This window comes from Nitrospira sp. (assembly GCA_005116745.1).
GTDB lineage: Bacteria > Nitrospirota > Nitrospiria > Nitrospirales > Nitrospiraceae > Nitrospira_D.
Genome location: SWDS01000001.1, coordinates 341757 through 360881, shown reverse-complemented (window position 1 = coordinate 360881; position 19125 = coordinate 341757). Strand labels below are relative to the sequence as shown.

Sequence of the window (19125 nt, the reverse complement as noted above, 5' to 3'; positions counted from 1 at the left end):
CTCGCGTCCTAATCGTTATCTCAGTCAAACAAGATGCAAAGCCACCAGAATCAGATCGATCAGCTTAATGCCAACGAACGGCACAACGACACCACCCAATCCGTAGATCAGGAGATGGCGCCGCAACAACAGACCGGCGCCGATCGGGCGATAGGTGATTCCTTTCAAGGCGAGCGGAATGAGCGCGACGATGATCAGTGCGTTGAAGATGACCGCGGACAGGACCGCGCTCTGCGGAGTCGCCAGCCCCATCACGTTCAATGTGTTGAGTGCCGGATAGGTTGTGGCGAAGGCCGCAGGAATGATGGCAAAGTATTTGGCCACATCGTTCGCGATACTGAAGGTGGTCAACGCGCCGCGAGTCATGAGTAATTGTTTGCCGATTTCCACGATTTCGATGAGCTTCGTGGGATTGGAATCCAGATCGACCAGGTTGCCCGCCTCTTTTGCCGCCTGGGTCCCAGTGTTCATTGCGACGGCGACGTCAGCTTGCGCCAGGGCCGGTGCGTCGTTTGTTCCATCCCCGGTCATGGCCACGAGCCGGCCCTCTGCCTGAAGCTCGCGGATCAACTTAAGTTTGGCCTCCGGTGTGGCCTGCGCCAGGAAATCATCCACCCCGGCCTCCGCCGCCACGGCTGCGGCTGTTTGCGGGTTGTCGCCGGTGATCATGACCGTTTTGATGCCCATCCGGCGCAGCTCAACAAATCGTTCCTTGATCCCGCCTTTTACGATGTCCTGCAGCGCAATTACCCCAAGCACCTTGGCTTTCTCCGCCACCACCAGTGGCGTTCCGCCTTGTTTGGCAATCGTCTCGACATTCAATCTGACAACCTGAGAGAAGTGCCCTCCCTGTGACGTTACATAGGCTTCGACCGCATCCGCCGATCCTTTGCGGATCTGCCGCCCATCAAGGTTAACCCCGCTCATTCGCGTCTGGGCCGTGAAGGGAATGAATGTGGCGCCCATCTCATGGATGTCTCGAGCACGTAACCCATACTTCTCCTTGGCCAGGACGACGATACTGCGACCCTCAGGCGTTTCGTCCGCCAATGACGAGAGTTGGGCCGCGTCAGCCAACGCCTGGGCGTCTACTCCCTCCGCCGGAAGGAAGGCAGTCGCCTGACGGTTGCCCAGCGTGATGGTGCCGGTCTTATCCAGCAACAGGACATCAACGTCTCCGGCTGCTTCAACAGCCTTTCCCGACATCGCAATAACATTGGCCTGTACCATGCGGTCCATGCCGGCAATACCGATTGCCGAGAGGAGAGCCCCAATGGTTGTCGGAATCAGGCAGACCAAAAGTGCTACCAACACAGTGACAGTGACCGGCGTCCCCTGCCCCATGGCCTGCACGCTATACAGCGAGAACGGCAATAACGTCACCGTGGCCAAGAGGAAGATGATGGTCAGAGCTGCGAGTAGAATCGTGAGGGCGATTTCATTCGGCGTTTTCTGGCGTTTGGCTCCTTCCACCATGGCGATCATCCGGTCCAGGAAACTTTCTCCTGAACTGGCCGTCACACGAACAATGAGCCAGTCAGACAGGATCTTCGTACTCCCCGTGACGGCGCTGCGATCGCCGCCGCTTTCGCGAATGACGGGCGCGCTCTCACCGGTGATCGCGCTCTCATTCACTGACGCCACGCCGTCGACAACCTCGCCGTCGGCCGGAATGAAATCTCCTGCCTCCACAAGAACCACATCCCCCTTCGTGAGCTGATTCGCGGACACCACGCTGAATATATCGCCCCGCTGGAACTGACGGTTCCACACCGCATAATGCTCGCTGCTGGGATCGACTGTGCCAAGCTTCTTGGCCGTGAGTTCCCGGCGTGCCCGCCTCAGCGAATCGGCCTGCGCCTTGCCCCGACCTTCCGCCATCGCTTCGGCAAAGTTTGCAAACAACACAGTGAACCAGAGCCAGGCCGAGATCGAGAGAATGAACCAGGTGGGAGCCTCCCCGGTTCCCGCTAGCGCCTGTACGAACAAGAGGGTCGTCAAGACACTTCCGGTCCAGACGATAAACATGACTGGGCTCTTGACCTGATGACGAGGGTCGAGCTTGAAGATGGCATCACGCCACGCATGACGTATCACTGCAATGTCGAACAGAGACTGGGACTTGTGTGTTTTTGTCGGCATGCTCATCGGGTGTGACTCCTTACTGTCCCCTCATCATCAGCCCTTCAACGACCGGCCCCAAGGCTAGAGCGGGAAGAAATGTGAGCGCCCCGACCATTACGACCACACCGATTAGAAGAACCACGAACAGCGGAGTGTGGGTCGGCAAGGTTCCGGGTCCGCCCGGCACCACTTTCTTGCGAGCCAGAGCCCCTGCGAGTGCCAGCGTCGGAATGGCCAGCCAGAACCGCGAGATCAGCATCGCAAGGCCACCCGTCAGATTGTAGAAGGGCGTATTGACGTTGAGACCGGCGAACGCGCTGCCGTTGTTGTTCCCTTGGGAAGTATAGGCATAGAGGACTTCGCTGAACCCGTGGGGACCGGGATTCAAGATAGACGATCTGCCGGTCTCAGTGCTGATCGCCAGGGCTGTGAAACCCAAGACGACGATGGGCATGATGAGAATGAGCAATGCGGCTATCTTCATCTCATAGGGTTCGATCTTCTTGCCCAAATACTCCGGTGTCCGTCCGACCATGAGACCGGCAATAAACACGGCGATGATCGCAAAGACGATCATGCCGTACAGTCCCGACCCTACTCCGCCGAAGACCACTTCGCCGAACTGCATGAGGAACAGCGGCACGAGCCCGCCCAACGGGGTATAGGAATCATGCATCGAGTTCACCGAGCCATTGGAAGCGGCAGTCGTCACGGCGGACCACAGGACCGACTGAGTGATGCCGAAGCGCAGCTCCTTCCCCTCCATGTTGCCTCCGGCTTGACCGCCTTGAGGCTGCTGATCCACACCGATACCCGTCAGAATCGGGTTGCCGCTTTGTTCCGCCCACAGTCCGAGGGGAACAAAACAGAGAAGAAGAATGGCCATGGCGGCGAGAATAACCCAGCCTTGGCGGGTATCTCCCACCATTCGACCAAACGTGTAGCAAAGCGCTGCAGGAATGAGGAGGATCGCCAAGAGTTCAAGGAAATTGGACAGCGGCGTGGGATTCTCGAACGGATGCGCGGAATTGGTGTTGAAGAATCCTCCGCCGTTTGTGCCGAGTTGCTTGATGGCGATTTGGGAGGCAGCTGGACCAACGGCAAGGATCTGTCCGATCGCCGTGGCAGGCTCGGTTTTCGGCTTCCCTTGCTCATCGAGCACCGGTCGGCCGTTCGCATCGGTCATAGGCTTGTCATGACCAGCTGGTTGTAGAAGGGGCACCGTCTGATATGAATTGAAGGTCTGGACAACTCCCTGAGACACCAAGAGAAGAGACAACAGCAGAGCCAAAGGCAGCAGAATATAGAGTGTGCTCCGGACCAGATCGCTCCAGAAATTCCCCAGGGTCGTTGACGTGCTCCGGCTCAAACCCCGAATCAATGCAACGAGCACTGCCATTCCCGTCGCGGCGGAGACAAAGCTCTGCACGGTCATGCCGAGCATCTGGGTCAAATAACTCAAGGTGGTTTCCCCGCCATACGCCTGCCAGTTGGTGTTCGTCACGAAGCTTACGGCTGTATTGAAAGCCAGGTCCGGTGCGACCGCGCCGAGGTTGGACGGATTGAGGGGCAAAAGACTCTGTAGCCGCTGCAAGCCGTAGAGGAAGAAGAGCCCAGCCGCATTGAAGAGCAGCATGGCCGCCCCGTAGCGTTTCCAGTCCATCTCATCGGCTGGTCGAACGCCGCAGAGCCGATACAGTGCCCGTTCAACGGGACCGAGGAGACGGTCCAAGCCAAAAGGTTTGCCTTCATAGACTCTCGCCATGTACCAGCCCAAGGGCTTGGCAAGTGCCAGCAGCACGAAGAAAAACACGAGCACTTGGAGAATTGCATTCGTGGTCATCAGAACCACTCCGCCTTGAGCAACGCGATCATGAGGTAGATCAGCAGACCTACAGACACAATTCCGCTCAGCACGTACATCACATTCATACCCACCACCTTAGAGTCGCTCCAGGCCCGAGATCAGCCATCTGGAGAGGATGAAGAAGCCCACCACCAGCCCGATGTAGATCAAGTCCATCGCAAAATCCTCTATAGGCGATCAGTCTACCTCTCTCGCCGTAAAGATGGCGTCAAAATGGTCGTCAGCATCGTCAAGAAGAGATCAAAACTCGTGCAAGACAGTGAAATGTTGGTGAAGGTGTACTGGCGTTGAGCAGTAAAAAGCGAGGCAGGCTAGGCCGACAGCCGCCGATAGTGTCGCAGCAAAAGGGCGCCGCTCCAGAGGAAGGACACAAGCATTAGGAGAATCCCGAGTTGGTACGTGAGGTGCGCCAGCCGATGATCCCATTCCAATAAGCCCAGCATCGTCAGAATATTGTTCCAGTCGTGTCCGTCGGTTTCCTTTCCCGTCACTCCGCCGATGAGCATGAGATCCAGCGCGCGCGCATCGTTGATGTAGGGCGCGATATCCATCATGCTTTCCGCCGTCCACCACAAGGCAACAGAGGCGCCGAACGGGTCACGGGTCTTCACCAAAAATGTACCGAGACAGATGATCGGCATGAGAACCTGGCCGAGACTTCCACCCAGAATCGTCATGAAACGACCAAATGGGATGAAGATCACATGTCCGGCTTCATGAAACGGCAGATTGATCAGATGGAGAAATGACTCACCGGTGTAATTCGTTTCGAGCGGCGTGGTGATAAATTTCCACCCCCACCAGACCATGGCTACAAATATGGCAGCCCGACCGTAGAGCGTCATCGAATCGGTCGTGGTGTCCGACTCAATCAGCCACTGTCTGGCCGTCAGGATCCACTGAGATTTTGCAATTGAGGAGGAGGATGACGAGAGACGCTCTTTTAATAGGTCCGGCCGATACTTGGCGAAGATGATCCCGCAGCGAACGCACTCCTCCGCTTCATCCGGTCGTTCGGCCTGACATTTCGGACAGTGGGTGGTGGATGCACCGGCTGTGAGCATTACTACACTGTAGGACTGTGCCTGGAGTCCGACAAGAAAATCATCAGAACAGTGCAGCAGTTAGACACTCAACCCCAACAAGTCGATCCGCAGAGAAGCAGCAGATCGCTTCAGCTTGAAAGAGCAGACGTGCTAAGATGCCCTCTCATGTGAGCGCAGGTTTATGCCGACAGTTCTGAGGGTTGGTCCTTATCGGTTCTTCTTTTATGCGGGCGATCGTGATGAACCGTCACATATCCACATTGAACGAGAAGATAAGGTGGCAAAGTTTTGGCTTGATCCGATTCGGTTGCAAGAAAGCGGAGGATTTTCACGTCCGGAAATCGTTTGGATTCATACACGCGTGACCGAGCACAAGAATACCCTTCTGGAGGCATGGAATGAATACTTCGGCAGTTGACATTTCATTGCCGGTAGCCGAAACAGTGATTCTGACAGAAGACACGCTCACCGTAGAGCTGAGCGATGGGCGGAGCTTGTCCGTGCCACTTGCCTGGTTTCCCCGTCTGGTTCATGCCACACCCGTAGAACGCAAAAACTGGCGATTGATCGGCAGAGGGCACGGGATTCACTGGGACAAGCTCGACGAGGACATCAGTATCGAAAGCCTTCTTGCAGGCAGACCGTCCGGTGAAAGCCAAGCGTCGTTTAAAAAATGGCTCTTAGCTCGCGGGGCCAGTAAGACACGAAGCTCTGTTCGACGTACTGGGAATCGTCGTCATTAGCGATTCATCCAGCCTCCCCTTGCCAACTGGATTCGTTCATCTTGCAGGCCACTGTACAGTTCTTTTGAACCGGTAGAACATCCTTGTGTGGTCTTGCAAGCCAATGCTCCTAACGCCGCGACCGACAACAGATTACCGACAGCACGTTTGAGATCACCAACTGGATCATCACAACTCTCTCGTCACCATTTCAAAGCCACATCCCGCTCTCACTTCCGTTAGAAAACCAGCCTGTCCCTATTTTTCTCTCTCAGGTCATCCGGCCTCGGAGTGGGGAATATCGACTTCGGGGGAATGTGATCGCGGGTGGTCTGGAATTCGCTCCCGCAGTAAGCACACGTTCCAATAAGATCTTTGCTCATTGCTGGCTAACGCCTGAATTAAGCTGACCCGCGAAGCGGGTTCGGCTTGAATAACTTGTTAGGCCTTTCCCCGGAGAATGACATCATTGTGGTAACTGATGAAATCCGGCAAGACATTGCTGAGCCTCTCCGGATCGGCCGCGATTGCACCGTAGTCAAGCATGACGTGGCAGTTTGGACATACACAGACGATATTTCCAAGGTGGTCTGAGCCATTGTGGGGTGCCCCAAGTGGTCTAACATGGTGCGCCTCTGCGTAGGGCGTTCCGTCGCCAAGAACAATGCGAGCAGAACAGATCTGGCAGGTGTAGTCCATGTCTGCTTTGACGCGGCGCGCAAGAGCAGTATCACGGAGTACCCGATAGGTGGTTACAAGGTGGCGCTCCGCTGGCTCTGGCTCGCCAATGTCAGTCGCGATTGGCGTTGTATCTTCCGTCAGAAAAAACTGGGCAACACGCTTAGCGCCTTTTCCGGAGCATGATCGCGCGAGCCATTGCTGTAGTGCGGGAGAGCCGTCTTTGATCCATGCAGTAATGAGCCGGTCGATCTCATTAGCGCTCAAAGTGTCATTTGTGTTTTTGCCGACGAGATGAGCAAAAACTGTGTTTGTTCTGACACCGCGCGAAGCCACATGCGCAATCGCTTTTTGCCTCCATTCGCTCGAATGACTTCGGGGGCTTTGGCGGGCAAGTGATCGCACGAGATCAAGAACTTCAATGCAGTCGGCAATGCGTTGGCTCATAGGGATGCTGAGAAAGGCCTAACATTGATTAGACAGTCTGTATAATCCACCCGACACAGACTGCGTCTTTCCGTATAAGCGGTTTCCACTTTCCTAGGAACCTAAACGAATCGTACAAATCGTATAGTAGGCGTTGTGAGAGGCACGAGCAAGGTTCCTCCTGAAGAAGAGATGATCAGAAAGTGACGGGAAGTCCATCCGTGTAGGGTAAAGGAGAATTTCGGATGTGGTCGTTGCTAGGGGGTCGTGCGGGAAAGCTGAAGCAGCTTCTCTGTGCCATACACGAAACACGATCCGATCCCCAAGCGTGCTCCTTACGCCTGAAAATTCACGACCCGGTTGTCTGGAATTCGACCTTATGTGCTTCAGTGACCCGTTTCGAGGCATCAAGAATTTCCAGCGACACTAGGTTGCCTGCGGCATCATAGTCCAGAACAACCCCAGGTTTATCCTCGTCACTTTCGACGATTGGCGTGTTGTCTTTGAGAATCACGCTGAGCGTGTCCGTCGTTTCATCATATGATACTTTCATCTGTCGTCCCTCCAGTACTTCGCGATCTTGCTTGTCTGATAAGCCGTCACTACTTCTGCCGGCGTACGATCGACATCCACGAAGACCCGAACGAGGACTGTCTTTCCCGGATGTGCGGAGACGACCTTTGATTGAAGCACAAACCTCCCCGGACGAACCTCAAATCGCTGTTCTGGTGCTGAAAGTATGGCATGGATGGTAGCCTCACTCAAGCTGCGCCTGGATAGTTCCCACTGGGCATGAGGCGTCAGGATATAGTCCGTGATGGGCGTAGGTTCCATGAGCGTGCTTCAGGTTGCGGAAGCAGGATACACTGAGTTAGAGCAATTGGGAAGATTTGGAGGAGGGAGTCAGCGGGTGATGTTGGATCGTGAATGACGCATGGCCGGGAGAACCGGTTTGATCTGGTGAACAAATAGGAACGGGCTACTATTCACTTGCGTTCCTATCTGCCCGCCCCATACACACTGCCTCCTATGCCACGGATTCCACGTAGGCACATCGGTCGTACGCAGTACTCTACTTTAGGATCAGGCACGAATTCGGACAAGGAAATCAGAAGAATAGTGCGAGTGTGAATGACAAGGCGAGGTGCCTGTTAGTGAAAGGAAAACGGTACCGGTGCAAAGGTGACGACAAACACAACAAAGGCAATCCAGCCCACAATGGTCCGATTGCGACCCAACGGAACATGTGGATCGATGACAGGGGGATGGCCGAGTCCCCAGAGTCCTGCCATGAACGCCCAGAGCAACCAGCCTGGCCAGCCGAAGAAGCCCAAGGCCAACAAGATCGGGAGAAAGACGAGCGCCATCGTCCGTTGGCGCCGGCCCCACAGGGCATACGCCACATGCCCGCCATCGAGCTGACCGATTGGGAGAAGATTGAGAGAGGTGACGAAGAGTCCGAACCAGGCGGCGAAGCCGATGGGATGCAACACCACGTCTGCCTCCGGCGGGAGCGGCCCGATGATCACCCAGGCCATGAACTGTAGCAGCAACGGCTCGCCGAGTTGCAATCCAAACGTGCCGGTTCGATCCACGACTGTGGACAGATGCAGTCCCACGATCAATGCCACGACGGCAACCACGAAGCCCGCCAAGGGACCGGCGACACCGATGTCAAACAGCGCACGGCGGCTCAGAATTGGACCGCGCATGCGGATGATGGCACCGAATGTCCCAATGAAATGCGGCGGTCCAGGAATGAACAGCGGCAAGGAGGCGGGAACTCGGTGGATCTTAGATAACAGATAATGCCCCAACTCGTGTGTGGTGAGAATAAACAGCAGTGCACCGGCAAACGGGATGCCCCGCCACAGCGTCTCGGGAGCGCTCAAGAGAAAATTGAGAGGCCCACGCACTGGGCCGTGGTAGGCTTGGTACGCGCCAGCCCACAACGTCGTAAAGACTGTCAGGAGAAAGAGGACGATCGGTAATGTCCACTTCGAAAAAAACGACGGCTCTCCCTCATCATCGGCCTCCGTCGCGTCAATGATCTCTGGAGCCGGCTCTTCCCTGGCATCAAGAACAGGCCTGTTCTCAAGATCTCGATGTTCATGCCGTCCCAATCCATCCATATCATCCCTGTCTACTGAATCGTCGCAAACGGATTGTGATCGAGTTCTTCCTCAACGGTTGTGGCAGGTCCATGGCCTGGCAGGAAGCGATAGTCAGGAGAGAGCGTCAGCAGACGGTTGCGAACCGAATCGATATGAGCCGCATACAGTTCCTTGGGATTGGACCGACCGATCGATCCGGCAAAGAGGGTATCCCCGACGAAACAGACTGGAAGTTGTGCGTCATCCAGCCGATAACAGATGCCGCCAGCGGTATGGCCAGGTGTCGTCACACAATACACCGTGCGGCGTCCGACACTGATCGACAATCCATCTGCCGGCACCACCAGAAGCTCCGTCCGTGGCCGCCAGCTCAACAGGCCCATATCCTCCGGTCCAAGATAGACCGGGACTTCATGACGGCTGAGAATCTGCTCGATTCCATCCGCATGGTCCGCATGGCCATGCGTCAAACAAATACCCACCAGGCGCAAACTGCGGCGTCGAAGCACATCAAGCATCGCATGGGCGTTATAGGCGGTATCCACCAACAGCGCTTCACCCTCATCATGCACGATATACCCTTGCACGCCATACCCACTGATGGAGCCCTGAACCATCTCTACCCAGGGCGGTGTCCGTTGGGCAACGGGCTCCCACTTATCAATGGCGATTTGCTCCAGCGGCCCAGCTCGCAAACCCAACGCCTTGGCCAGTGCGCGCACCTCCGCATGGTCTCGCGGCTGATCGCCACGTTCCAGCGCTGTAATATCGCCGCCGGGCAACCCCGTCATTCTGGCCACGTCACCGACCGACAACCCTTGTCCGGTCCGCGCTTTCTTGAGGATGTCGCAAAAGTCGTCTTCGAGAGGCATGAATTAACCCTCAGCCGTGAATTCTTTCTCCCTTAACCTATGCGTGGCGGACGAAGCGCGCGTTGAGACACCGTGTCATCGCGCAACTCGCTCTCACCAGTAAAACGCACAGCACGCGACGGCATTGCGGCCCAAGGCCGCAGCCCCAGAGGAGCGTGCGATCGTGCCGGCGATGATCTCGACTGCCATCCGTATTGGACGCATGATGATGGCACCGAAATGCGCGCTTCGCCCCGCCACGCGACCCCCCTCGTCACCCTTCAGGACTGAGCGTGATTTCTTTCACCTCTCCAAAGGTCGAAAGGGCCTTCGGCAACGCCTCCCCTGACCCGACGGCCACGATCTTCAATTGATCCGGGCGCAAATGTTTCTTGGCTGCCGCCAAGACGTCTTCCTTGGTCAGTCGCACGACCTTGGCCCGCAGCTGTTGCAGAAAGTCCTTCGGCAATCCATCGTACTCTAACTCGACCAATCGGCTGACGATCGCCGAAGGGCTCGCAAAGGAAAACACGAACGAATTCACGTACGCTTCCTTCGCCTCCGCCAGCTCGGCATCGGTCACCAACTCGGCACGGATTCGTTCGATATTCGCCACAAACCGCTCAATCACTTCCTGTGTGGAGGTCAACTTGGTTTCCGCCCGCATCAGCCAGACACCTTGGTCATGCATCCCCGTATTGAGGCGGCTCCCAACAGAATAGGCCAACCCCCGTTTCGTCCGCACATCGTTGAAGAGGCGGCTGCGAAACGAACTCCCGCCCAAAATATCGTTCACGATGGCCAACGCCACGTAATCGGGATCATTCTCCTTGATCGAAAGATGTCCCACCCGAAGATGAGTCTGCGAGGTCTCTTTACCGACGAACCGGACAACCGGCTTGGACAGCTCCGCCTCCGGGACATCGACGATCCTCAATTCCGGCACCGTCCCCTTTTTCCAATTTCCGAATACTGTGCGTAGAGAGGCCACCATCTCATCTCTCTTAAAATCACCCGTCACACCGAGGATCATCCCGTTCGGATGAATCGTGTTGCGATGGAAGGTGACGAGATCGTCCCTCGTGATGCGCGTGACCGAATCCAGCGAGCTCTCTCGGGCACTTGGATGAGCAGCCCCATAGAGCATCTTGGCAAATTCACGACCGACGATAGAACCGGGATTATCCTGACGGCGGCGGATCCCCTCAATAACCTGCAGCTTGACTAATTCGACACGGGCGGGATCGAACGCCGGGGTCCGAATGAGACCGGCGAAAATCTCCAACCCCCGCTTCACATCTTTGCTCAGGACATCGAGAGACGCCGCCCCTGATTGCCGCCCGATCCCGACACTCACATCAGCCGCGAATTGCTCGAGTTCAGCATCAACCTGTTCGGCAGAAAGACCACCGCCACCACCAGTCCGCATCACCGCCCCGGTCATGCCAGCCAGTCCGATCTTATCGGTTGGGTCTAGCCAACTCCCTGTTCGCATCGTCGCCGTGATCGACACCAACGGCAATTCATGGTCTTCCAGCAAATAGAGAACCATGCCGTTGTCCAGCACGACCCGCTCGGGTTCCGGTGGAGAAAATTCCACCGGCTTAAACACCATGGTCCTGGGATCACCGAGTGAGAGGTCCCCCGCATACACCGTGGTGACTGACGTCAGCAGCATGGCCATGCCAACCAAGCCAGCGATTCCACTTTCCCTCACCCCTAACCCCTTACCCCTCATCTGCTTCATGGCCTCACCTCACCGGCTGGTACTGCGGCAACGGTCTTCTCGGTCTGTTTCTTCACCAAGACCGCCACGGTACGGTTTGATTTTATAAAGTACTGCGTCGCCACTCGCTGCACATCAGCCGCCGTGACCTTGGCAACCTTGTCACGTGAGGTCAGGATGTAGCGCCAGCCGCCTGCCACCGCCTGATATAAGGACAACTGAGCAGCCAGACCACCATTCGATCGTAGGCCTCGGACGAGATCGGCATCCAGATTGTTGAGCACCTTTTCCAGTTCTTGAGAGGAAACCGGCTCCCGCTTCAACCGTTCCAACTCCTCATAGATGGCAGTTTCGACTTCCGCTGTCGTATGAGGGGCTAAGGGAGTCGCTGTGACGACGAAGAGATTCGGCGCCCGCACTCCCGGATGACTGGCATCCGACCCAACTGAGACGGCCAATCGCTTCTCCCGTACCAGTTTGTGATGCAAGCGAGACGTCAGTCCATCGCTCAGTACTGCGTCGATCACGTCAAACACATCGTCATCTGAATCCCCCAAGGTTGGCTTGTGGTACCCAATCACGATAGCCGGCTCGGCATTAAACTCGACGTCAACTCGCCGCTCGCCTCGCTGCTCCGGTTCGATCGTCACCAAAGGCGGCACCGGCGGTGCGGCAGGAATTTTCCCGAACGTCTGCTCGATCAACGCGATGGTGTCTTGTGGATTAATATCACCGACCAACGCGATCGTGGCACGATTGGGGCCATAATGGGTCTTGAAGAAGGCTTCCGTGGCGGCGGGTGTCAACGATAGGATATCCGATCCCCACCCGATGGTGGGAACCCCATAGCCATGAGCGCGAAATGCGGCCGACGTGAAGGTCTCAAACAACAGACCGTTCGGACTGTCTTCGTTCCGCAGACGCCGTTCTTCCATCACGACACCGCGTTCTTTATAGAACTCGCGCAACACAGGGTTGGCCATTCGGTCTGATTCAATCGCCGCCCATAAGGGCAACCGATTGGACGGCAGACTAATCATATACCGCGTCACATCCTTGCCCGTCGATGCATTCAGTCCAACACCACCATGCCGCTGATACAACAACGCCATTTCATTCCCGACCACGTAGCGCGAGGCCTGCGTCTGTAGCTCAACGAGGCGATTCTGGAGCGATTCAATCGCGGCACGCTCTTCAGCCGTTGCACCACTCCCTTTCGTGGCCCGATCACGCTGACGTTGGTCGAGCTCGGTCCCGACTCGCGCGAGTTCGTCCAAAATTGGTTGTTCATTCTCATAGCTTGTCGTGCCGACCACACGCGTGCCTTTAAAGGCCATATGCTCATAGAGATGCGCGAGTCCAGTTTGGCCGACCTGCTCATCCATCCCACCCACCGCGAAGGTGATGTTGATGGAGACGACAGGCGTCTGATGTCGTTCGACCATGAGCACGGTCAGCCCATTGCCCAGCCGATGCTCGATCACCCGTTCGGCGAGACTCGGCGTGGCAGCGTACGCCGGGTGAAAGATCGAGGGAAGACCGCAGATGATGAAGACACAGGCTCCAATAATTGAACGACCACTCGCCCCCGAGAACCTCCTGCAGCCCAGGTTCAATCGTTCCTGCTTACGATAGGTCATATGAAAATCTCCATGAGTTGTTCTGGCTTTTCGATGAACCAATCGGGCTGACAGGCTGCCATCTTCTCTCGATTCCCCATGCCATACCCAACGGCACACACACGAATCCCGGCGTTATGTCCTCCGTTGATATCATTCGTGCTGTCCCCAACAAGGATCGTCCGCTCTTTCGGCGCACCGATTTTTTCTATGATGTGCAATAACATCCCTGGTTCCGGTTTGAGCCCAAACCCGTTGTCCCCACCGACCATGTACAGGAAATGCTGCGGACCTAACCCGTTCAGGATCACACGGGTGTATTCGATCGACTTGTTGGTCGCAATCACTTTGTCTTTGTGGGAAAAATGTTGCAGCATCGGTTCAATACCTGGATAGAAGCTGGTCCGGTCCAGACAATGTTCGAGATAGTGGCCTCGAAAGACTTTGAGCGCTTCTTCGAATCTGGTCTGATTGCCCTCCCCGACTGCCAGACGCAGCAACCGTTTGACGCCATCGCCGACAAAACCGAAAATTTCTTCAATGGGGCGTTCAGGTAATCCCAGTTCAGCAAGGGTCAAGTTGACGGATTGCGCAATATCCCACTTCGACTCGATCAGTGTACCGTCCAAATCGAAAATCATCAAATCCACAGAAGTCTTAGCCATTACTTCGCCTTTCGCAATGAGTCAATGAGGGCAGCGAGCACGATCCGCTGTGTTGTATCCTGTTCATGGGCCTCCGCCTCTCGTGCAAAACTCACCATCCGTTTTAAGCCGACGTGAGGAGGGATGACCGGCGCAATGATGCGCCAGTAGTTCTTCACCACCTTCACGTGAAAACGAACCTCTTCCGTCGTGTCCTCAGGAACGAAAGTAGCGGTTTCTAGGTAGACCGCCCCGCGCACGTGAAAGGTGACCGGAATGATCACTTCCAGATTATTGAGAATCTCCCATTTTCGATAGTCCTCCGGGACGGTTGTGTCCTGAATGATGACGACACGGCCCCATGCCGGCTCTTCTTTCCAATCAATATAGGGGATCACAGTGTCGAAGGACGGCGCGTCTAAACGAGCCCCCTTCTGGTCCAAGTGCACATACCGCTTCACGACTTCCACGGGAGACCGCCGCATCGAACCGCTCGGGCTCAGTTGTGCGTTCGAAGGGATGGCCAGAGCGAGGATGACCAGAGCAACCAGGGAGTAGATGAGGCGCTTGGGTAAAGAATACACGCGTCTAACCGGATGGCTCTCACACACAGCGGACAGGTTTCACACGATGACCCAAGAACATATATCACATCCCTCTTTCTTGAGCGGTACACTTCCGCCGCCTCATTCTAGCAAACGGGACGAGAGACATCCAGGTAACGAGATGATGGCTCTTGCCTTGTTTGACCTTCTTGAAAAGAGAATGCTACGGTCAAGCTTCCGTTCAACACCTTGCCTAAGGAAGAAGAGCCTGTGTTCACCCCTCGATGGAGACCAATTCGGCTCATCGGTCTTCTTCTCAGCCTGCTGTGCACGATCAATCTGGTGTCCTCGGGCTCAATCGCCGCTGCCGACCTCAACGCCGAACTTCTGAATACGAACCCCATCTTCAGCGTACCGAGTCACATCGAGCACCCATCCTCGCTCACCACACCTCCCCAGAAGGTCTATGATCTGCTCACACAGCTCAAGAAGCGAGACGGGATGCCGCTGCCAGGCTACGTCGGAGGGCGTGACTTCCAAAATCGAGAACGACGTCTTCCACGAGGCTCCTATCGGGAGTATGATGTGAATCCGAAGAGACGAGGCCGCGGTCGCGATGCCGAACGCATCGTCATCGAACGGCGAACCGGGAAAGCCTATTACACCGGAGATCACTACCGAACCTTTGTTCCTCTGAACTGACGAACGTCCAAACCGACAGAGCGATCTATGGCGGGAACCCCTATCTTACACACTCATCTTTGCAATGCCACACCTCCCTGGTCGGTTCTTCTCGTCGTCCCTCGAGGGACCTCAGCCTCGGCCCTGGTGAAAACACCGCCAGGCTTTGCCGTGCGTGCCATCCAGGGAAAGAAATGCCGAACTCCATCGATTCTCTTCGGTGAGTTTGCACGAGCACTGGATTTTCCGGATTACTTTGGACACAACTGGGACGCATTGGAGGAGTGTCTGGCCGATTTCGAATGGCTTCCCGCTAAAGGGTATATCTTGCTCATTCACGATGCCGACGCGGTGCTTCCCGAGGATGAAGAAGAGTACGAAACGCTACTGGAAATCCTCAGCGACGCTGGCGAAGCCTGGAGCAAGGGACAAACGGCTGAAGGTCGGCGCGCCCCATTCCATGTGTGTTTGGCAGTGATGGAACAGAACAAATCGAAACGGACACACTGGCACGTGAAAGAGTTCTCCTCGACCGAGTCAACAACACCCAAGACGAAACCCCGTCCCAAACGTGCGCCGAAGCGGTCTAAAAAGTAACACGTTCGACGACGAGCTGGGGTAAACCACACCGGTGAGAAAAAACTACCAGCGAGTCTTTTGAGCCAAGCCCCTTAAACCAACACATAACCGCACGACCGATCGCACCGCCCGGCGAATATGAGAAGGATGCTCCTTCGGCATGTCGATGAAAGCGCCAGGGAGACCTGTGCTCCGTTGACAGGCGGTCCATCGAGCTCGAACCACCTGCAGATGCTCAAGGCAGATACTATGGGTCTCTCGGCGGTCTCCAAGGGGAGCCTTTTCTCCGACGAATCCAACCCGACCTTCCCCGCGGCACCATGAGCAGATGACTTGCATATTCGTCTCGCTTTCCTGAGCAACCTAACATCCCAGCAAGCCAGCAAGAATCGCGCCGTCACGCCGCAATAGAGACTAGGACGAAAACAGGCGAGAACTTCAACTTCCTTTCGATTCTCAGAGTGTGTTGCCATATCTATATCCATGAGTACGGTATCCCTTACGACATTTTTTGACCGCTCACGGCGCCCCTCCGAACAGATCGCACACCAATTGGGTTTCTTGACCGGCTCTCACCCTGCATGATAGGGTGCGCCGCCATTATGAAAACATCCCGCTCTACCAAGCTCTTCACCGAAGCCCAGCAACTCATTCCCGGTGGCGTCAATAGCCCCGTTCGAGCCTTCCGCTCGGTCGGCGGGCAGCCACGCTTCATCGCACGTGCCAAGGGATCACGGCTCTACGATGTAGACCGCAACGTCTATATCGACTACGTGCTTTCGTGGGGGCCGATGATTTTAGGGCATGCCCATTCGTCGGTAATCACCGCGATCAAGAGCGCAGCCGGGCGAGGCACCAGTTACGGAGCCCCGACCGAGTCGGAAGTGTCGCTGGCCAGAGAAATCCGCAGCGCCTTCCCCTCCATGGAAAAGATCCGGCTGGTCAGCTCCGGGACCGAAGCCGTCATGAGCGCGGTCCGCGTCGCGCGAGGGTTCACCAAGCGGACCAAGGTCATGAAATTCGAGGGGTGCTACCACGGTCACGGGGACTATCTATTAGCCAAAGCCGGGTCAGGGCTGGCGACATTGGGGATTCCGGATTCACCGGGCGTGCCGGATGACTTTGCCAAACACACGCTCACCGCTCCCTATAATGATATTCGTACGGTTCAGCAACTGATCACGGCCAACCGAGATCAGCTGGCCTGTATCATCGTTGAGCCGATTGCAGGGAATATGGGAGTCGTTCCTCCTGCTCCGGACTTCCTCGCGGCGCTGCGGCAGCTGACCGCTGACCACAACATCTTGCTGATTTTTGACGAAGTCATCTCAGGATTCCGAGTGCGTTATGGAGGCGCGCAGGCTCTCTATGGCATCACGCCTGATCTGACGGTGCTGGGTAAGATTATTGGAGGAGGCTTGCCCGTCGGTGCCTATGGCGGACGGAGAGAGATCATGGATCTCATTGCGCCCGTCGGGCCGGTCTATCAAGCCGGAACTCTCTCTGGGAATCCACTGGCAGTCTCCGCTGGACTGGCAACCCTCAAGCAGTTGCGAGTGAAGGGGGTTTACAAGAAACTAGAGGAGCGATCAGCAGCTCTCGCCAAGGGGATTGGCGACGCGGCGAAAAAGGCCGGAATTCCCGTGACGCAGACCCGAATCGGGTCGATGTTGACGACCTTCTTTACCCCAGGCCCTGTTGTGGATTGGAATACGGCAAAACAGTCGGACACGAAGCGCTACGGCCATTTTTTTCACCACATGCTGGAGCAGGGTGTCTATCTCGCGCCTTCTCAGTTCGAGGCTGCCTTTCTCTCCACCGCCCACAGCACACAGGACATCGAGAAGACCCTCCGTGCCGCGCACACTGCCTTCAAGAAACTCTAACTGAACGCCCGCCCAAGACGTCCAGTTAGATCGGTCATTCGTATCTTCCAGGATACACTCGTTATCTATTTAGATACAGGGCACCGACGCCTAAGAGCCCTTCTCGTTGAGGGCTATCTGAGTACTTTCTACTCATCATCCTCATCTTCTGCTTCTAATGCCTCCTGCCGCTTCTGTTCCTCCATCGCGTTATGGAGCAGCATGCGGATAAACATCGAATAGAGCGACCCTTTTTCCAACGTGCCGCCAGGCGGGATGGCGATTTTCCCTTCCTTAATCATGCGATCCATCCAAGCCTTTTGATCCGGGGCGATCAATATAGGAATTTCAACCAGCCCCACCCGTCCCATCATATCCATGACATTCAACCTCCGTGAATCGTGAAGCGTCATTCGTATCTTGTAAAAATGCGAACCCATTGCAGCATGCGGTTTTAAACATTGTCAATCGATCAAAGTCTGGCGCGACACCTGCATAGGCACACTTTCTATGAAACTGCATGTGCCCATTGTGACTTGGTTGTTTATCGGCTGGTGGGTTCTCATACCCTTCCAACCCAATGCCCATGCTGATCGTTTACCGAACTCCAATCTTGGTTCGACGCTACAACCGCAATGTGATCTCTGCTGGTATCCGTCACCGAATCAGGAACAAGACTCAGATCGCCTCCCCACCTACAAGCAGCGTCGGCCTCGGCGTCCGCCGGACAGCCGACCACAGCGCTACCCCAAAGGGCGGTACAAACTCGGCTCTACGCACAAACAGTCTCGACTTTCTACGCTTCGCACTCGGTCAAGGCAGGAGGCGAGACTGCTGAGTACGCTATTAGTACGTGTCGTCGATGGAGATACCCTTCGCGTCGGAAGCGAGCGCATCAGACTTCGTGGCATCGACACCCCAGAAATGAGCGAGCTGCAAGGACCGGCAGCCAAGCAACGGCTAGAAGAACTCCTTCGCGGCGGCTCGATTCGCATCGAGCCACACGGCCGAGATGTCTACAATCGTCTTCTGGCCGACGTGTTCGTGAACGAGCAGAATGTGGCGGAGATTCTTCGAAATGAAGGCTTTTCAAAAGCAGGATAGACCGATAGCTGCGTTATTCATCGTTCTCATCATTCACGAACAGAACGAGCCCGCTCATACGAGAGCAGTCAGATGGAATTCAGCACCCAAGACAAAGGTGTTTCGGAAATTGAAGTCCTAAACATCTCCAAGCACGGAATCTGGTTGGCGACCAGAGACCGTGAGCTCTTTATTTCCTTCAAAGAGTTTCCTTGGTTTCAAGACGCCTCCGTGCGGAAGCTCATGAATGTGGAGCAGCGCACACCCACCTACCTGCATTGGCCCGATCTCGCGATTGATCTCGCCGTCGAATCCGTCAGATGCTTTCCGCTTTTGTCACAAACATCACGCCCAACAACACGTTCTAGTCGACAAGCGAAGACGGATCCTATCACACAATCAAAAAGCGGTCTGCCTTCAGGTCCCCTCAGAACGTCACCAAAGAACAACGCATAAGCTCTCCAAGGATTTCGCACTTTCCTAATGCCATCTCTCATACAAAACCAATGAAGGAGGCACCGCTCAAAGTACGGATTAACAAACCGGCGTGCTACC

21 protein-coding genes are annotated in these 19125 nt (G+C 55.7%); 7 read left to right on the top strand and 14 right to left on the bottom strand.

Annotation, left to right across the window (positions count from 1 at the left end; translation table 11 throughout):
• Positions 1-24: 24 nt before the first annotated feature.
• The 4 genes from kdpB to E8D52_01710 form a co-directional block, all read right to left on the bottom strand.
• Positions 25-2142, bottom strand: coding sequence for a potassium-transporting ATPase subunit KdpB (kdpB, locus tag E8D52_01725; GenBank protein TKB70929.1), 2118 nt, complete (start codon positions 2140-2142; stop codon positions 25-27).
• Between the two features lie 19 nt (positions 2143-2161).
• On the bottom strand, positions 2162-3967 hold the full coding sequence (gene kdpA, locus E8D52_01720) for a potassium-transporting ATPase subunit KdpA (protein TKB70837.1): 1806 nt from the start codon (positions 3965-3967) through the stop codon (positions 2162-2164).
• Positions 3967-4056 (bottom strand): K(+)-transporting ATPase subunit F, encoded by a 90-nt coding sequence (gene kdpF / locus E8D52_01715; GenBank protein TKB70836.1) that lies wholly within the window; start codon positions 4054-4056, stop codon positions 3967-3969. Before kdpF ends, kdpA begins: the two co-directional genes overlap by 1 nt.
• A 246-nt stretch (positions 4057-4302) precedes the next feature.
• Positions 4303-5055: a zinc ribbon domain-containing protein gene (locus tag E8D52_01710; GenBank protein TKB70835.1), complete on the bottom strand. Its 753-nt coding sequence runs from the start codon at positions 5053-5055 to the stop codon at positions 4303-4305.
• Between the two features lie 163 nt (positions 5056-5218).
• Between E8D52_01710 and E8D52_01705 the strand changes: the two genes are divergently transcribed.
• Both E8D52_01705 and E8D52_01700 read left to right on the top strand, forming a co-directional pair.
• Complete coding sequence (locus E8D52_01705; GenBank protein TKB70834.1) at positions 5219-5455, top strand: DUF4160 domain-containing protein; 237 nt, start codon at positions 5219-5221, stop codon at positions 5453-5455.
• The gene (locus E8D52_01700) at positions 5436-5780 is read left to right on the top strand and encodes a DUF2442 domain-containing protein (protein ID TKB70833.1); all 345 of its coding nucleotides are present in this window, start codon (positions 5436-5438) and stop codon (positions 5778-5780) included. Before E8D52_01705 ends, E8D52_01700 begins: the two co-directional genes overlap by 20 nt.
• Positions 5781-6200: 420 nt before the next feature.
• On the opposite strand, the gene E8D52_01695 is transcribed toward E8D52_01700, so the two are convergent.
• The 9 genes from E8D52_01695 to E8D52_01655 form a co-directional block, all read right to left on the bottom strand.
• On the bottom strand, positions 6201-6884 hold the full coding sequence (locus E8D52_01695; GenBank protein ID TKB70832.1) for a hypothetical protein: 684 nt from the start codon (positions 6882-6884) through the stop codon (positions 6201-6203).
• Between the two features lie 328 nt (positions 6885-7212).
• Positions 7213-7416 carry a DUF2283 domain-containing protein gene (locus E8D52_01690; protein ID TKB70831.1) on the bottom strand — a complete coding sequence of 68 codons (204 nt, stop codon included), beginning with the start codon at positions 7414-7416 and terminating at the stop codon, positions 7213-7215.
• On the bottom strand, positions 7413-7697 hold the full coding sequence (locus E8D52_01685; protein TKB70830.1) for a hypothetical protein: 285 nt from the start codon (positions 7695-7697) through the stop codon (positions 7413-7415). Before E8D52_01685 ends, E8D52_01690 begins: the two co-directional genes overlap by 4 nt.
• Before the next feature lie 317 nt (positions 7698-8014).
• Positions 8015-8995 carry a site-2 protease family protein gene (locus E8D52_01680; GenBank protein TKB70829.1) on the bottom strand — a complete coding sequence of 327 codons (981 nt, stop codon included), beginning with the start codon at positions 8993-8995 and terminating at the stop codon, positions 8015-8017.
• Between the two features lie 11 nt (positions 8996-9006).
• Positions 9007-9849 (bottom strand): MBL fold metallo-hydrolase, encoded by an 843-nt coding sequence (locus E8D52_01675; GenBank protein TKB70828.1) that lies wholly within the window; start codon positions 9847-9849, stop codon positions 9007-9009.
• 253 nt (positions 9850-10102) lie between these two features.
• The gene (locus E8D52_01670; GenBank protein TKB70827.1) at positions 10103-11575 is read right to left on the bottom strand and encodes an insulinase family protein; all 1473 of its coding nucleotides are present in this window, start codon (positions 11573-11575) and stop codon (positions 10103-10105) included.
• On the bottom strand, positions 11572-13194 hold the full coding sequence (locus E8D52_01665) for an insulinase family protein (GenBank protein ID TKB70826.1): 1623 nt from the start codon (positions 13192-13194) through the stop codon (positions 11572-11574). Before E8D52_01665 ends, E8D52_01670 begins: the two co-directional genes overlap by 4 nt.
• On the bottom strand, positions 13191-13838 hold the full coding sequence (locus E8D52_01660) for an HAD family hydrolase (GenBank protein TKB70825.1): 648 nt from the start codon (positions 13836-13838) through the stop codon (positions 13191-13193). The genes E8D52_01665 and E8D52_01660 overlap by 4 nt, the downstream gene beginning before the upstream one ends.
• Positions 13838-14302: a hypothetical protein gene (locus tag E8D52_01655; protein ID TKB70824.1), complete on the bottom strand. Its 465-nt coding sequence runs from the start codon at positions 14300-14302 to the stop codon at positions 13838-13840. The genes E8D52_01660 and E8D52_01655 overlap by 1 nt, the downstream gene beginning before the upstream one ends.
• A 561-nt stretch (positions 14303-14863) precedes the next feature.
• On the opposite strand from E8D52_01655, the gene E8D52_01650 reads away from it, so the two are divergent.
• From E8D52_01650 to hemL, 3 genes are all read left to right on the top strand, one after another.
• Positions 14864-15064 carry a hypothetical protein gene (locus E8D52_01650; GenBank protein ID TKB70928.1) on the top strand — a complete coding sequence of 67 codons (201 nt, stop codon included), beginning with the start codon at positions 14864-14866 and terminating at the stop codon, positions 15062-15064.
• A 27-nt stretch (positions 15065-15091) separates the two neighbouring features.
• On the top strand, positions 15092-15640 hold the full coding sequence (locus E8D52_01645; protein TKB70823.1) for a hypothetical protein: 549 nt from the start codon (positions 15092-15094) through the stop codon (positions 15638-15640).
• A gap of 584 nt (positions 15641-16224) precedes the next feature.
• Positions 16225-17508 carry a glutamate-1-semialdehyde-2,1-aminomutase gene (hemL, locus tag E8D52_01640; protein TKB70822.1) on the top strand — a complete coding sequence of 428 codons (1284 nt, stop codon included), beginning with the start codon at positions 16225-16227 and terminating at the stop codon, positions 17506-17508.
• Positions 17509-17636: 128 nt separating this feature from the next.
• On the opposite strand, the gene E8D52_01635 is transcribed toward hemL, so the two are convergent.
• Complete coding sequence (locus E8D52_01635; protein TKB70821.1) at positions 17637-17867, bottom strand: hypothetical protein; 231 nt, start codon at positions 17865-17867, stop codon at positions 17637-17639.
• 130 nt (positions 17868-17997) lie between these two features.
• Between E8D52_01635 and E8D52_01630 the strand changes: the two genes are divergently transcribed.
• Both E8D52_01630 and E8D52_01625 read left to right on the top strand, forming a co-directional pair.
• The gene (locus tag E8D52_01630; protein ID TKB70820.1) at positions 17998-18591 is read left to right on the top strand and encodes a thermonuclease family protein; all 594 of its coding nucleotides are present in this window, start codon (positions 17998-18000) and stop codon (positions 18589-18591) included.
• Between the two features lie 72 nt (positions 18592-18663).
• Positions 18664-19026, top strand: coding sequence for a DUF2442 domain-containing protein (locus E8D52_01625; protein TKB70819.1), 363 nt, complete (start codon positions 18664-18666; stop codon positions 19024-19026).
• The last annotated feature ends 99 nt before the right edge of the window (positions 19027-19125 follow it).